The following is a 13,421-nucleotide window of genomic DNA, read 5'->3' on the forward strand; positions in this document are numbered from 1 at the left end:
GTCATGAAACTGCGCGGTCTCTACGCTATTACCGACAGCACGCTACTGGCCGAAGGCCGCCTTCTGCCCTACGTCGAAGCCGCGCTGCGCGGTGGCGCACAAGTGATCCAGTACCGCGACAAGTCGACTGACGAAGCGCGCCGCCTGCGCGAAGCCGATGCACTCAGGGAAGCCTGTGCGCGGCATTCGGCGACGCTGATCATCAACGATGACGCCGAGCTTGCCGCACGCCTCGGTGTCGGCCTGCACCTCGGGCAGACCGATGGCTCACTTTCCGCCGCACGTGCACTGCTTGGCAGAGAAGCCATTATCGGTTCAACCTGTCATGCCAGCCTCGAGCTTGCGAATGCCGCCGCCCGCGAAGGTGCCACCTACGTGGCGTTCGGCCGCTTCTTTGACTCCCAAACCAAGCCCGGCGCCCCCGCCGCGACCCCCGAACTCCTGGACGAGGCCCGCAATCGACTGAATCTGCCGATCTGCGCGATCGGAGGGGTCAACCTTGATAATGCACCGACGCTGATCGCTCGCGGCGCCAGCCTCATTGCGGTGATCCACGCGCTGTTCTCCGCGCCCACCGCTGACGATGTAGAGCGCCGCGCCCATGCCTTCAGCGCTCTGTTCGAATCCGCCTGACCACGAGGCCACCATGTCACGCTCAGAATCACTTTTCGCCGCCGCCCAGAAACACATTCCGGGCGGCGTGAATTCCCCCGTTCGCGCTTTTCGTAGCGTCGGTGGCACGCCCTTGTTTTTCAAGCACGCCGAAGGCGCCTACGTCTTCGATGAAGATGACAAGCGCTATATCGACTACGTGGGCTCCTGGGGTCCGATGATCCTCGGCCACAGCCATCCGGACGTGCTTGACGCTGTGCGTCGCCAGCTGGAGCACGGGCTTTCCTACGGCGCGCCAACGGCGCTCGAAACCCGGATGGCAGAACTCGTCTGCAGCCTGGTGCCGTCGATGGACATGGTCCGGATGGTCAGCTCTGGCACCGAAGCGACCATGAGTGCGATCCGCCTGGCCCGCGGCTATACCGGGCGCGACAGCATCATCAAGTTCGAAGGTTGCTACCACGGCCACTCAGACAGCCTGCTGGTGAAAGCCGGCTCTGGCGCGTTGACGCTCGGCGTACCCAGCTCACCGGGCGTTCCGGCCGCCTTCGCGCGACACACCCTTACGCTTCCGTTCAACGATATCGACGCGGTCGAGAAAACGCTCGCCGAAGTGGGTGAAGAAGTCGCCTGCATCATCGTCGAGCCCGTTGCGGGCAACATGAACTGCGTGCCTCCCGTACCTGGCTTCCTCGAAGGGCTACGTCGCCTTTGCGACCAGCATGGTGTCGTACTGATCTTCGACGAGGTGATGACCGGCTTTCGCGTGTCGCTGGGCGGCGCCCAGGCCCACTACGGCATCACGCCCGACCTGTCGACCTTTGGCAAGATCATTGGCGGCGGCATGCCGGTCGGCTGCTTCGGTGGCAAGCGCGCCATCATGGAGAAGATCGCACCGCTTGGTCCGGTGTACCAGGCGGGCACGCTCTCCGGTAACCCGCTGGCCATGGCTGCGGGCATCACGACACTGAACCTGATCTCGCGGCCTGGCTTCCATGATGAGCTGACCCAGTACACCAGCCGCATGTTGCAAGGCATGCAGGAACGCGCGGACGCCGCGGGCGTACCGTTCGTGACAACCCAGGCAGGCGGCATGTTTGGCCTGTATTTCAGCGGCGCGGACGACATCCTGACCTTCGAAGACGTCATGGGCAGCGATTCGGAGCGCTTCAAGCGCTTCTATCACCTCATGCTCGAAGGGGGCGTGTACTTGGCGCCCAGCGCATATGAAGCCGGCTTCACCTCAATTGCCCACGGTGAAGAAGAGCTGCGCGTCACGCTTGACGCCGCACAGCGCGCCTTTGAGGCCATAGCCAAAGGCGTGTGATGGGAACTGCGGGTCACCCTGATGCGGTCGACATGTTGTCGACGCTTCCTTTGGGTGGCCCGTGGCAACGGTAGATGGAGTCGGCGCGCATCGATCTAACCGATTGATCCATAGAGAAAGACGTGCAAAGTTTTTGTAACGCGCGACCGGCTTATCCATAATGTCGAGTACGGGTTCGCTGAGCCAGCTCCAACCGTTCCGATCTGAAGGCGTTTCGATCCGATGATTCGCACCCTTGTTCTGGGTTGCCTCTTATTTTCTCTCCCCGCCACCGTGCTGGCTGGAGAAAACTCGCTGCTGGTGCCGGCGACGGGTCGCTGTGCGCTTAATACTGAGCCAGACGATCGCCAGGCGGCGCTGGACGCCTGCCGCGCGCTCGCACAGCAGGGCGATAGCGAAGCGCAATTCGAACTCGGCGAGTATTTCTTCGAAGGACAGCTGGCGCCTCGTGATCTCGAGCAGGCGCTGACCTGGTTCGAGCGCGCCTCGCTCCAGGGCCACGCAGAAGCGCAGTACAAGCTCGGCATGATGTTCTTCCGCGGCGACGGCGTACCTGCGAATAACATCCAGGCCTACGTCGTATTGAAGATGTCCGCGGTGAACGGCTCGGACGATGCCATGGACGAGGCGGATGTAGTGGCCGCGCAGATGAAACGCGACGAACTGGAGATTGCGACCCAGGTACTGGGACAGATCTTCCGCAGCTACCTCATGGAACTCCAGGCAGCCGACGGTCGCTCGCCCTTCTCACCGCTTCCCTGATCCCAGCTTACAACCAGGGCCCATGCTCACCCCGGCTGCAAGCCGAAGCCGTGGCTCGATGCCACCCGTAAATCGTGTCCGGTTCGACGCAGGTCGCTGACTCGCAACGACCTGCACCTACTCCATGTCAGTGCTTATCCGGCATGGGCATAGGGAACGGCATTACATTCCCGCCGGCCTTCGCCTCGCTGATCTTCGGTGTACCGAGGCGCTCGACCTCGTCGATGCGGATGACGGCATGCATCGGTACGAAGCTGCGCACAACGCCATCGAACTGCGCCTTGAGTTTTTCCTCGCTGGGGTCGACGACGACCTGTGTACGCTCACCAAAGATGAACTCTTCGATCTCGAGAAAACCCCACAGCTCGCTCTGGAAGATCTGCTTGGCGTACATCTCGTACACCTGGCCCTGATTGAGGAATATGACCTTGAAGATAGGGGATTCGCGCTTGCTCATACGTGCATGTCGGATAGATGACAAAGGGCGCGCATGGTAGCACGCAGCCCTTGCGCTCATGAACGTATCGACGTGCCAACCGACCACCGCCCTATCAACGGCTGCCGGGGCTCTTTATAATGCGCGGTCCATTTTCCAACGCCTGACGAGTCCATGGCCAAGAAGCTTTACATCGAAACCCACGGTTGCCAGATGAACGAGTACGACAGCTCGCGCATGGTCGACCTGCTCGGTGAACACCAAGCCCTGGAAGTGACGGAAGATCCGGCGCAGGCCGACGTCATCCTTCTCAACACCTGCTCGATTCGCGAAAAGGCGCAGGACAAGGTCTTTTCCCAGCTGGGTCGCTGGCGCGAACTGAAGCAAGTCAATCCTGATCTCGTCATCGGTGTTGGCGGCTGCGTAGCCAGCCAGGAAGGCGAAGCCATTCGCGACCGCGCGCCCTACGTGGACGTCGTGTTCGGGCCACAAACGCTACACCGGCTCCCCGAGATGATCGATGCGGCGCGCGACTCCAAGCAGCCACAGGTAGACATTTCCTTTCCAGAGATCGAGAAGTTCGATCGCCTGCCCGAGCCCCGCGTGGACGGCCCTAGCGCGTTCGTTTCGATCATGGAAGGGTGCAGCAAATACTGTACGTTCTGCGTGGTGCCCTATACGCGCGGCGAAGAGGTCAGCCGACCGCTGAACGACGTTCTCGCGGAGATCATTCATCTCGCTGAAAACGGCGTGAGCGAAGTGACCCTTCTCGGGCAGAACGTCAATGGTTACCGCGGTGACAATGGGGCGGGCGGCATCACGGACTTCGCCGAACTGCTTTACATGGTCGCGGCCATCGATGGTATCGAGCGAATTCGCTATACCACTAGCCACCCACTCGAATTCTCCGACGCCCTGATCCAGGCACATGCCGAGATCCCCGAACTGGTCAAGTTCGTGCACCTGCCCGTTCAGTCTGGCTCGGACCGCATTCTCGCCGCGATGAAGCGCAACCATACGGCGCTCGAGTACAAGTCGCGCATTCGCAAGCTGAAGGCCGCCGTTCCGGATATCTGCATCAGTTCGGACTTCATCGTGGGCTTCCCAGGCGAAACCGAGCGCGACTTCGAGCAAACCATGAAGCTCATTCAAGATGTCGGCTTCGATTTCTCGTTCTCGTTCGTCTACAGCGCCCGCCCTGGCACCCCAGCAGCGGACCTTGCCGACGACACGACCGACGAGCTGAAAAAGCAGCGGCTTCAGATTCTCCAGACCAGGATCAACCAGCAAGGTTTCGAGATAAGCCGACGCATGGTAGGTACCACTCAGCGTATTCTTGTAACCGACTTCTCGAAGAAAGACCCCGGCATGCTGCAGGGACGGACCGAGAACAACCGCATCGTCAACTTCCGCTGTGCCGATGCGCGGCTGATTGGACAGTTCGTCGACGTCTACATCGACGACGCCCTTCCGCACTCCCTTCGGGGCAGTCTGGTGAACGAACTCGCCACCGCGTGATCTCTGCTGATACCGGGGTGTGATTGTCGAGCGAAGCCCTTTTTCGCCAAGCGAACCCGCCCCGTACAGCCTGCCACGCAATATCGGCACCTGTATGCGGCTAACGTCGGCTTTCGTTCATCGGATGTCGACGCTATCCTTCTCTTCATCGAATCTGCCGTTCGGCGGCCAATAGACGACTTTGAATACTGACCAGACAGCGCATCGTTTCATCCTTGAACCCTTCGAAGCCGACCGCTTCGCCAACCTCAGCGGCCAGTTCGACGAAAATCTCCGCCTGATCGAAGAGCGCCTCGGCGTGCAAATCCGCAACCGTGGCAATCAGTTCGAGCTCGTCGGCGACCCACAGAAAGCCCGTGCATGCGAACAGTTATTGCGCCGGCTCTACCGCGAAACCGAAGCCACCGAACTCTCTCCAGACCTCGTCCACCTGTTCCTCCAGGAGTCAGGCATGGAGCAGATCGCGAACCCCAACCGGGTCGACCACAACGTGGCACTGCGCACGCGCAAAGGCATGATCAAACCTCGCGGCGAAAATCAGCAGCGCTACGTGAAGTCGATTCTCGACCACGACATCAACTTCGGAATCGGCCCGGCGGGTACTGGCAAGACGTACCTCGCCGTCGCCTGTGCGGTCGATGCGCTGGAGCGCGAACAGATTCGCCGCATCCTCCTGGTACGCCCCGCTGTCGAGGCCGGTGAAAAACTGGGCTTTCTGCCGGGCGACCTGGCTCAAAAAATTGATCCGTACCTTCGTCCGCTTTACGACGCCCTGTATGAGATGCTGGGCTTCGAGAACGTCGCTCGCCTGATCGAAAAGCAGGTCATCGAAGTGGCCCCGCTCGCTTACATGCGCGGCCGGACGCTGAACAACAGCTTCATCATCCTCGACGAGAGTCAAAACACGACGGTCGAGCAGATGAAGATGTTCCTGACCCGGATCGGCTTCGGTTCCACGGCGGTCATCACCGGTGACATCACCCAGATCGACCTGCCTCGCGGAACGCGGTCCGGCCTTACCCATGTCATCGACGTACTGCGTGACGTGCCCGGAATCGGGTTCACTCATTTCCAGTCCAAGGACGTCGTGCGCCATCCACTGGTGCAGCGAATCGTCGAAGCCTACGACCGCTACGACAACCGGACCCAGAACAGCATGGCCAAACCGGCCGACAACAACCCGGGCGCCATCAACAACGATGCTTGAACTCGACCTGCAGATCGCCAGCGAGGCCGAAAGCCTGCCTGACGAGGAAGCGTTCAGGCGGTGGTGCGAGCTGGCCCTGCGCCAGCGCACCGCCGACTCCGAGCTGACCATCCGTATCGTGGACGAACCCGAAGGGCGCGAGCTCAACCATCGTTGGCGTCACAAGGACTACGCGACCAACGTCCTTTCTTTCCCGGCTGACCTGCCCGAAGGTCCCGATGGCGAGCCATTGCTCGACATCCCGCTACTGGGCGATCTGGTGATTTGTGCACCGGTCGTCGTACGAGAAGCGGCCGAACAGCATAAGTCGGTGGACGCCCACTGGGCGCACCTTGTTATTCACGGCTGCCTGCATCTACTGGGCTATGACCACATAGACGATGTGGAAGCCGAGGAAATGGAATCACTGGAACGGGATTTGCTCGCCGAACTGGGCCATCCCGATCCCTATCTCGAAGAGCGTCTCTGAGCACACACATGAGCGAAGATCGATCAAGCAATGGGCACAGGTCCTGGTTGGAACGCATCATCCAGGCCTTTGCCCATGAGCCCAAGAACCGTCAGGAATTGCTGGAAAGCCTGCGTGAAGCCCACGAAAACAAGCTGCTCGACAGCGAGGCGCTGGCGATCGTGGAAGGCGCCATTCAGGTCGCTGACCTTCAGGTGCGCGACATCATGGTGCCCCGCTCCCAGATGATGATCATCCGAGCGAACCAGACACCGCAGGAATTCCTGCCAGCCGCCATCGAGGCAGCCCACTCCCGGTTTCCGGTAATCGGTGAGAGCCTGGATGAGGTGAAGGGCATTCTTCTGGCAAAGGACCTGCTGCCCCTGCTACTTGAAGACGCAAAACCCTTCGACATCGACCACATGATGCGTCCGGCGACCTTCGTGCCGGAATCAAAACGCCTCAACGTCTTGCTGCGCGAGTTCCGCGCCAACCGCAACCACATGGCGATCGTGATTGACGAATACGGTGGCGTTGCGGGGCTTGTCACGATCGAGGACGTGCTCGAGCAGATCGTTGGCGACATCGAGGATGAGCACGACGTCGACGATGACACGGGCTTCATCAAGGCGCTTCCAAGCGGTGACTTCATCGTAAAAGCGCTCACCCCGGTGGAAGCCTTCAACGAATTCTTCGATACTGCGCTATCGGATGAAGCGTTCGACACGGTGGGTGGCATGGTAACCAGCGCCTTCGGCCACCTGCCCAAGCGCAACGAAACCATTGAGATCGGCGATTTCCGCTTCCGCGTCCTCAACGCTGACAGCAGACGCTTGCATCTCCTGCGCCTTACACCACTCTCACGTTGATCCTGCAACCGACCCTCGTCGTCTGCCTCCGGGCGCTACGCTATCGCGTGCGCCTCTGTCATTGAGGAACTCATGTCTGTGATCACCCGTACCGGTTGGGCCGGCCACCTGATCGCTCTGTTAGCGGGTGCACTGACCCCCCTCGCCTTCGCGCCGTTTGGCATCTGGCCCATCCTGCTGGTGAGCATTGCCCTCTTTCACCGTAGCCTCTCGGCGCTTTCACCGAAAAGCGCGCTTTGGCGCGGCTGGTGGTACGGCTTAGGCGTTTTCCTCGCGGGCACCAGTTGGGTGTATGTCAGCATCCATGACTTCGGTGATGCGCCGGCGCCTCTTGCAGCGCTACTGACCGGCGGCCTGGTGGTTGGGCTGGCATTCTTCTTTGGCGTGTTCGCATGGGTTTGGGCCAAGCTTTTCCGGCGCCCAGACGCGCCGCTGGCGGATGCGCTTGCATTCGCCGCGCTCTGGGTCTTTCAGGAAGTGTTCCGCGGCTGGTTCCTGACGGGCTTTCCCTGGCTATACGCAGGCTACAGCCAGCTGTCGGCCCCGCTGGCCGGGTTGGCGCCGATCGGCGGCGTGTGGCTGGTTGGATTCGTTACCGTGGCAACGGCGGTCCTGCTCGGCTCGCTTCGACCGCTAGCGGCGCATCGCACACAGCTGCTGGCGGCGGTAGCGCTGATTGCCGGAAGCTGGATCACGGCAACTTCACTCAAAGGCCACGCCTGGACAACACCCGCCGGCGCGCCTCTGAAGGTACTGCTGGTCCAAGGCAACGTGGCGCAGGAGCTCAAGTGGAACCCCGAGCAGCTCAACGCACAGTTGGCGCTATACCGCGACCTTACGCTCGAACATATCGGCGATGCGGACCTCGTGGTCTGGCCGGAGACCGCCGTGCCCGTGTTGAGAGAAATGGCCGAGGGATACCTCGCGGACATGACCCGCTTCGTCCAGTCCCATAATGCCGCCTTGATCACGGGCCTGCCGCTGCGTGAGCGCAACGAGGCGGGCGAGCTGCGTTATTACAACGGCATCACAGCCATGGGGCGAGGTGAAGGGACGTACCTGAAGCAGAAGCTCGTCCCGTTCGGGGAATACGTCCCCCTGCAGGACCTCCTGCGCGGCCTGATCGCATTCTTTGACCTGCCCATGTCCGACTTCGCGCGCGGCCCTTCCGACCAACCGCCGCTCTTTGCCAAGAGCTACCGGATCGCGCCTTTCGTCTGCTATGAGGTGGTGTATCCCGAGTTCGCAGCGGACCTCGCCGCACAGAGCGAAATCCTGCTGACCGTGAGTAACGATACCTGGTTCGGGCATTCCATCGGGCCTCTTCAACACCTGCAGATGGCCCAGATGCGGGCCCTGGAAGCGGGCCGCTGGATGATCCGCGCCACCAATAACGGCGTGACGGTACTGGTCGATCCGCAGGGCGCCGTGGCTCTGGAGCTACCGCAGTTTCGCAAGGGCGTGCTTCGTGGAAGCGTAACGCCCATGCAGGGCTCGACGCCCTATCTCCAGTGGCGCATCTGGCCTTTGGCCGTGGTGTGCCTCGGCTTGTTGGTTTGGGCTTTCACGGCCCGGCGCCGTGCGCGTCATTCCGGCTGAGGCCAGGGCTCTCCGGTATAGACCATCGGGTACGTAGCCAACCCGATGGCTTCGTTCAGCAACAGGCTGCTTTGCCAGAACGCCTTGGCTTCGGGCAGCCAGCCACCGAAAGGCGCACTCACCGGGGCGCTCAAAAAGCCCATTGGGGCCGTGACGACTTCGAAACCGAACTGCTCGAAACACCATCGCGCGCGCGCCATATGCCACGCCTGTGTGACAAGCACGACACGGCGCTTTCCCTCTGGACGCAGAATATCCGCAGTGTATTTTGCATTCTCCCAGGTCGTTCGGCTCCGAGACTCGCGCCAGCGAACGGAAACCTCGAATTCATTCTCAAGCACCTTGGCCATCAAATCGGCTTCGCTGGGCGGGGTGTCGTAGTGCAAGCCGCCGGTAATCAAAATCGACAAACCCGACCCTTTTGCGAGTTCTGCGGCGTAGCGGACGCGCTGGGCGGCATAAAGACTTGGCTGGTCATCGTCATAAGCGGGATCGCCGCGCTCACGCCCGCCACCGAGAATAACGATGGCATCGGCGCGCTGATCCAGCAGTGGCCATTGGCTTCGGTCCAGTGCGGGCTCCGTTTCGATCCATCGCGCCCCATGCTCCACAACGACCGGTGAGCTCATTCCACAGAACCCACCCACTCCGAGCACGAGACAAAGCGCTGCCAGTCGCGGCCGCCGGTTACGCCACCACCAGGCCAGGAGGATCAGAACGAGAAACAGGCCTGGCGGCAGCAGAAGCTGTTTGAAGAAGTAGCGTATGGGCATGGACACCTCCGAGAGGCGTCCGAGTCTATTGCGGCTTGCCGACCAAAAAAAGGCGTGAGCTGCAGGCAATACACGGATCGACCGTGGTACCCGCCCGCCATAGCGCCGGCGCACCGCACTGCGCGCAGGTCAATTCGCTTTCCAAGGGGGTTTCTGGTGGTGGCGGTTGCTGCGTAGAAGCCGTCGCAACGGCATCCAGCCAGTCGCTGAGCCAGCGTTTATCGCCAGCAAGATATGCCTTGATGAGCGCTACATCACTGGGTTGCAGACCGCGCAGCTCCAGCTCATCCGGAAGTGTTCCGCCCAGGGCAGCCGACACCTCAGCCGAATCGATTACGCGGGAGAGTTCGCCAAGGAGCCGGTCGTAGGCTCTCTGCTCGCCCTCCGGTGATTGGGAATTACTCATGTCTACCGTTCTCCTGACGCATGGCGCCATCCGGCTTGTTGAGGTGAATTCAGCTTAGTCGTCCAGGCAATGGTTACACATGCATGACGACCAACGGCGTGAAACAAGACATGGCCGCGTCGCCAAACTGCGTTTCCCTCGATAACCGGCGCTCATGTATGCTACGGCGTTTCTCGTAAGCCCCATTCCAGCGCCCGTGACCATGCACGAACAGTATCAGCCCAGCGAAATTGAAGCCGCCGCACAATCCCATTGGGACACGAAGCAATCCTTCGTCGTCACCGAGGAACCCGGCAAGGACACCTACTACTGCCTGTCCATGTTCCCGTACCCCAGCGGCAAGCTGCACATGGGGCACGTGCGTAACTACACCATTGGCGACGTCATTGCACGCTACCAGCGTATGCAAGGCAAAAACGTGATGCAGCCCATGGGTTGGGACGCATTCGGCATGCCGGCGGAAAACGCCGCCATGAAGAACAAGGTCGCACCCGCAAAGTGGACTTACGAAAACATCGCCTACATGAAGGCGCAGCTCAAGAGCCTCGGACTTGCCATCGACTGGTCCCGCGAGCTGACGACCTGCAAGCCGGAGTACTACCGCTGGGAGCAGTGGCTGTTCACCCGTCTTTTCGAGAAAGGCGTTATCTACCGCAAGAACGGTACGGTGAACTGGGACCCGGTCGACCAAACGGTCCTGGCCAACGAACAGGTGATCGACGGCCGCGGCTGGCGGTCGGGCGCGCTCATCGAGAAGCGCGAGATTCCGATGTACTACTTCCGGATCACCGACTACGCACAGGAACTGCTCGATTCGCTCGACGACCTGCCCGGCTGGCCTGAGCAGGTCAAAACCATGCAGCGCAACTGGATCGGCAAGTCCCGCGGCATGGAAGTCGGCTTCCCCTACGATATCGCCAGCATCGGTCACGAGGGCGTACTTAACGTCTTTACAACACGTCCCGATACGCTAATGGGTGCGACCTACGTCGCAGTTGCTGCGGAACATCCGCTGGCCACCCAGGCCGCACAGAACGATCCCGAACTGCAGGCGTTCATCGACGAGTGCAAGCGTGGCGGCGTCGCGGAAGCCGATATCGCTACACAGGAAAAGAGAGGCCTGGCAACGTCGCTCAAGGTTCAGCACCCCCTCACCGGCGAACTGTTGCCGGTCTGGGTCGCCAACTACGTGCTCATGCACTACGGCGAAGGCGCGGTCATGGCGGTCCCGGCCCACGACGAGCGCGACTTTGAGTTCGCTACCAAATACGACCTGCCCATCAAACCGGTCGTCCGCACCAGCGCTGGCGACGAAACGCCTGCGCCTTGGCAGGCGGCCTATGGTGAGCATGGCGAGCTGATCAACTCCGGCGAATACGATGGCCTGGATTTCGACGGCGCGTTCGATGCCATCGAGGTCGCGCTTCGCAAGAAGAACCTGGGGCAGGCTCGAACGCAGTTCCGTCTGCGGGACTGGGGAATCAGCCGTCAGCGCTACTGGGGCTGCCCAATTCCGATCATCCATTGCGAAACCTGCGGCGACGTACCGGTGCCGGAAGACCAGCTGCCGGTCGTTCTGCCGGAGGATGTCGTACCGGACGGAGCGGGCTCGCCGTTGGCGAAGATGCCTGAATTCTACGAATGCACCTGCCCCAAGTGTGGTGCAGCAGCGCGACGCGAAACCGATACCATGGACACCTTCGTGGAATCGTCCTGGTACGCTTCCCGCTATACCTCGCCAAATTACGAGCACGGCATGGTCGACCCAGCCGCTGCCAACCACTGGTTGCCAGCTGACCAGTACATCGGGGGTATCGAGCACGCCATCCTGCACCTGCTCTACGCGCGCTTCTTCCATAAGCTGATGCGTGATGAGGGCCTGGTTACCTCCAATGAGCCGTTCAAGAACCTGCTGACTCAGGGCATGGTCGTAGCCGAGACGTACTACCGGATGGCTGATAACGGCGGCAAGGACTGGTTCAATCCTGCCGACGTCGAGGTGGAGCGCGATGCCAAAGCCAAGATCATCGGCGCGAAGCTCAAGTCGGATGGCTTGCCAGTTGAAATTGGCGGCGTCGAGAAGATGTCGAAGTCCAAGAACAACGGTGTCGATCCTCAAGCCATGATCGACGCCTACGGCGCCGACACCTGCCGCCTGTTCATGATGTTTGCCTCGCCACCGGACATGAGCCTGGAATGGTCGGATGCGGGAGTCGAGGGCGCCAGCCGGTTCCTTCGCCGCGTGTGGCGTCTTGCTCACGCGCATGTCACAGCCGGCCTGCCGGGTTCGCTGGATATCGGTAGCCTCACGCCAAGCCAGAAAGACGTGCGTCGTATCGTTCACCTCGCCATTCGGCAGGCGAGTACCGATATCGGGCAGCATCACAAATTCAACACGGCAATCGCCCAGGTGATGACCGTGATGAACGCGCTCGAGAAGCTGCCGCAGGATTCCGCACAGGACCGAGCCCTCCTCCAGGAAGGTCTGGAATCCGTGGTGCTGCTGCTTGCACCGATCACCCCGCATATCTGCCACAGCCTCTGGTCCGCGCTGGGCAAGTGCGGGGATGTCATCGACGCGACCTGGCCAGCTGTGGACGAAAAGGCCCTTGAGCAGGACACCCTGACACTTGTCATTCAGGTCAACGGCAAGCTGCGCGGGCAGATCGAAGTGCCCGCAGGTGCCAGTCGTGAAGAGGTCGAGGCGGCAGCGCGTGCCAACGAGAACGTGCTTCGCTTTACGGACGGCCTGACGATCCGCAAGGTCATCGTGGTCCCTGGAAAACTGGTCAATATCGTCGCCAACTAAGCATGCTGCCGAGCCGCGAACAGCGGCCGCAACAAAGAGGAAAATCATGATGAAACGGACACTGCTGGTCATCGGCGCGGCGTTGTTTCTGACCGCTTGCGGCTTCCACCTTCGCGGCACGGGCGTGGATCGTATCTCGCTCACCGAGCTGGACGTTCAGGCCCGTGATTCTTACGGGGCGACCGTAAAGGACCTGCGAGAGATGCTCGAGGACGCAGGCGTACGCGTTCACAACGGCGCACCGTACACCCTGTACATCGCTGATGAGCGCGATACCAGCCGCACCGCCAGCTACAGTGGCGGTAGCCGGAGCGCCGAGAACCAGCTGACCAAGACACTGGACTACCAGGTTCGTGGCACTGGTGGGCTGCCGCTGATGAGCAATCGCCTGGAAGTGCAACGCGTCTATGTCTACGACGGTAACAATCCGATCGGCTACGAGCAGGAATCCGTCAAACTGAGCCAGGAAATGCGCCGCGATCTGCTTCAGCAGTTGATGCTGCGCTTGCAGTCCCTCGACGCCGCACAGCTGGAGAAGATGCAGCAGGTTGCCGAAGAAAAACGCCGCCAGGAACAGGAAGCACTGCGCCGCGCGCAAGAAGAGGCCAACCGCCCCCAGCAGTCGCCAATCGAATTTCCGACACGTTCGCAGTAA

Annotated in this window: 13 protein-coding genes; 10 read left to right on the forward strand and 3 right to left on the reverse strand. The window is 61.0% G+C overall.

Annotated elements, in window-relative coordinates; translation table 11 throughout:
- Nucleotides 1–3 precede the first annotated feature (3 nt).
- The 3 genes from thiE to ACY8D3_RS15040 all read left to right on the forward strand — a co-directional run bounded on the left by thiE (nucleotide 4) and on the right by ACY8D3_RS15040 (nucleotide 2,701).
- On the forward strand, nucleotides 4–633 hold the full coding sequence (thiE, locus tag ACY8D3_RS15030; RefSeq protein WP_462379595.1) for a thiamine phosphate synthase: 630 nt from the start codon (nucleotides 4–6) through the stop codon (nucleotides 631–633).
- 13 nt (nucleotides 634–646) lie between these two features.
- Entirely contained in the window at nucleotides 647–1,939 is a 1,293-nt protein-coding gene (gene hemL / locus ACY8D3_RS15035; protein ID WP_462379596.1) for a glutamate-1-semialdehyde 2,1-aminomutase, read from the forward strand.
- 222 nt (nucleotides 1,940–2,161) lie between these two features.
- Nucleotides 2,162–2,701, forward strand: a complete 540-nt coding sequence (locus ACY8D3_RS15040; RefSeq protein WP_462379597.1) for a tetratricopeptide repeat protein — start codon at nucleotides 2,162–2,164, stop codon at nucleotides 2,699–2,701.
- A 127-nt stretch (nucleotides 2,702–2,828) separates the two neighbouring features.
- On the opposite strand, the gene ACY8D3_RS15045 is transcribed toward ACY8D3_RS15040, so the two are convergent.
- The gene (locus ACY8D3_RS15045; protein ID WP_462379598.1) at nucleotides 2,829–3,158 is read right to left on the reverse strand and encodes a DUF1820 family protein; all 330 of its coding nucleotides are present in this window, start codon (nucleotides 3,156–3,158) and stop codon (nucleotides 2,829–2,831) included.
- A 153-nt stretch (nucleotides 3,159–3,311) separates the two neighbouring features.
- On the opposite strand from ACY8D3_RS15045, the gene miaB reads away from it, so the two are divergent.
- From miaB to lnt, 5 genes are all read left to right on the forward strand, one after another.
- The gene (miaB, locus tag ACY8D3_RS15050; protein ID WP_462379599.1) at nucleotides 3,312–4,655 is read left to right on the forward strand and encodes a tRNA (N6-isopentenyl adenosine(37)-C2)-methylthiotransferase MiaB; all 1,344 of its coding nucleotides are present in this window, start codon (nucleotides 3,312–3,314) and stop codon (nucleotides 4,653–4,655) included.
- Nucleotides 4,656–4,836: 181 nt separating this feature from the next.
- Nucleotides 4,837–5,862 carry a PhoH family protein gene (locus tag ACY8D3_RS15055; protein WP_462379600.1) on the forward strand — a complete coding sequence of 342 codons (1,026 nt, stop codon included), beginning with the start codon at nucleotides 4,837–4,839 and terminating at the stop codon, nucleotides 5,860–5,862.
- Nucleotides 5,855–6,331 carry an rRNA maturation RNase YbeY gene (gene ybeY, locus ACY8D3_RS15060; protein ID WP_462379601.1) on the forward strand — a complete coding sequence of 159 codons (477 nt, stop codon included), beginning with the start codon at nucleotides 5,855–5,857 and terminating at the stop codon, nucleotides 6,329–6,331. The genes ACY8D3_RS15055 and ybeY overlap by 8 nt, the downstream gene beginning before the upstream one ends.
- An 8-nt stretch (nucleotides 6,332–6,339) precedes the next feature.
- Complete coding sequence (locus ACY8D3_RS15065) at nucleotides 6,340–7,179, forward strand: HlyC/CorC family transporter (protein ID WP_462379603.1); 840 nt, start codon at nucleotides 6,340–6,342, stop codon at nucleotides 7,177–7,179.
- A gap of 72 nt (nucleotides 7,180–7,251) precedes the next feature.
- Nucleotides 7,252–8,778 (forward strand): apolipoprotein N-acyltransferase, encoded by a 1,527-nt coding sequence (gene lnt, locus ACY8D3_RS15070; protein WP_462379604.1) that lies wholly within the window; start codon nucleotides 7,252–7,254, stop codon nucleotides 8,776–8,778.
- On the opposite strand, the gene ACY8D3_RS15075 is transcribed toward lnt, so the two are convergent.
- Both ACY8D3_RS15075 and ACY8D3_RS15080 read right to left on the reverse strand, forming a co-directional pair.
- A complete protein-coding gene (locus ACY8D3_RS15075; protein ID WP_462379605.1) occupies nucleotides 8,766–9,551 on the reverse strand; it encodes a YdcF family protein in 786 nt (261 codons plus the stop codon). The two genes, lnt and ACY8D3_RS15075, sit on opposite strands and share 13 nt — an antisense overlap.
- A gap of 25 nt (nucleotides 9,552–9,576) precedes the next feature.
- Complete coding sequence (locus ACY8D3_RS15080) at nucleotides 9,577–9,957, reverse strand: hypothetical protein (RefSeq protein WP_462379606.1); 381 nt, start codon at nucleotides 9,955–9,957, stop codon at nucleotides 9,577–9,579.
- Nucleotides 9,958–10,159: 202 nt separating this feature from the next.
- Here ACY8D3_RS15080 and leuS point away from each other — a divergent pair, with 202 nt between their 5' ends.
- Both leuS and ACY8D3_RS15090 read left to right on the forward strand, forming a co-directional pair.
- Complete coding sequence (gene leuS, locus ACY8D3_RS15085) at nucleotides 10,160–12,766, forward strand: leucine--tRNA ligase (RefSeq protein WP_462384400.1); 2,607 nt, start codon at nucleotides 10,160–10,162, stop codon at nucleotides 12,764–12,766.
- Nucleotides 12,767–12,812: 46 nt separating this feature from the next.
- Nucleotides 12,813–13,421 (forward strand): LPS-assembly lipoprotein LptE, encoded by a 609-nt coding sequence (locus ACY8D3_RS15090; protein WP_462379607.1) that lies wholly within the window; start codon nucleotides 12,813–12,815, stop codon nucleotides 13,419–13,421.

The organism is Pseudomonas sp. Marseille-QA0892 (assembly GCF_054950135.1).

What these genes read in the sequence shown, in the direction of transcription:
- thiE (WP_462379595.1), top strand. Translation starts at nt 4, where the DNA reads ATGAAACTGCGCGGTCTCTACGCTATTACCGACAGCACGCTACTGGCC.
- hemL (WP_462379596.1), top strand. Translation starts at nt 647, where the DNA reads ATGTCACGCTCAGAATCACTTTTCGCCGCCGCCCAGAAACACATTCCG.
- ACY8D3_RS15040 (WP_462379597.1), top strand. Translation starts at nt 2,162, where the DNA reads ATGATTCGCACCCTTGTTCTGGGTTGCCTCTTATTTTCTCTCCCCGCC.
- ACY8D3_RS15045 (WP_462379598.1), bottom strand. Translation starts at nt 3,158, where the DNA reads ATGAGCAAGCGCGAATCCCCTATCTTCAAGGTCATATTCCTCAATCAG.
- miaB (WP_462379599.1), top strand. Translation starts at nt 3,312, where the DNA reads ATGGCCAAGAAGCTTTACATCGAAACCCACGGTTGCCAGATGAACGAG.
- ybeY (WP_462379601.1), top strand. Translation starts at nt 5,855, where the DNA reads ATGCTTGAACTCGACCTGCAGATCGCCAGCGAGGCCGAAAGCCTGCCT.
- ACY8D3_RS15065 (WP_462379603.1), top strand. Translation starts at nt 6,340, where the DNA reads ATGAGCGAAGATCGATCAAGCAATGGGCACAGGTCCTGGTTGGAACGC.
- lnt (WP_462379604.1), top strand. Translation starts at nt 7,252, where the DNA reads ATGTCTGTGATCACCCGTACCGGTTGGGCCGGCCACCTGATCGCTCTG.
- ACY8D3_RS15075 (WP_462379605.1), bottom strand. Translation starts at nt 9,551, where the DNA reads ATGCCCATACGCTACTTCTTCAAACAGCTTCTGCTGCCGCCAGGCCTG.
- ACY8D3_RS15080 (WP_462379606.1), bottom strand. Translation starts at nt 9,957, where the DNA reads ATGAGTAATTCCCAATCACCGGAGGGCGAGCAGAGAGCCTACGACCGG.
- leuS (WP_462384400.1), top strand. Translation starts at nt 10,160, where the DNA reads ATGCACGAACAGTATCAGCCCAGCGAAATTGAAGCCGCCGCACAATCC.
- ACY8D3_RS15090 (WP_462379607.1), top strand. Translation starts at nt 12,813, where the DNA reads ATGATGAAACGGACACTGCTGGTCATCGGCGCGGCGTTGTTTCTGACC.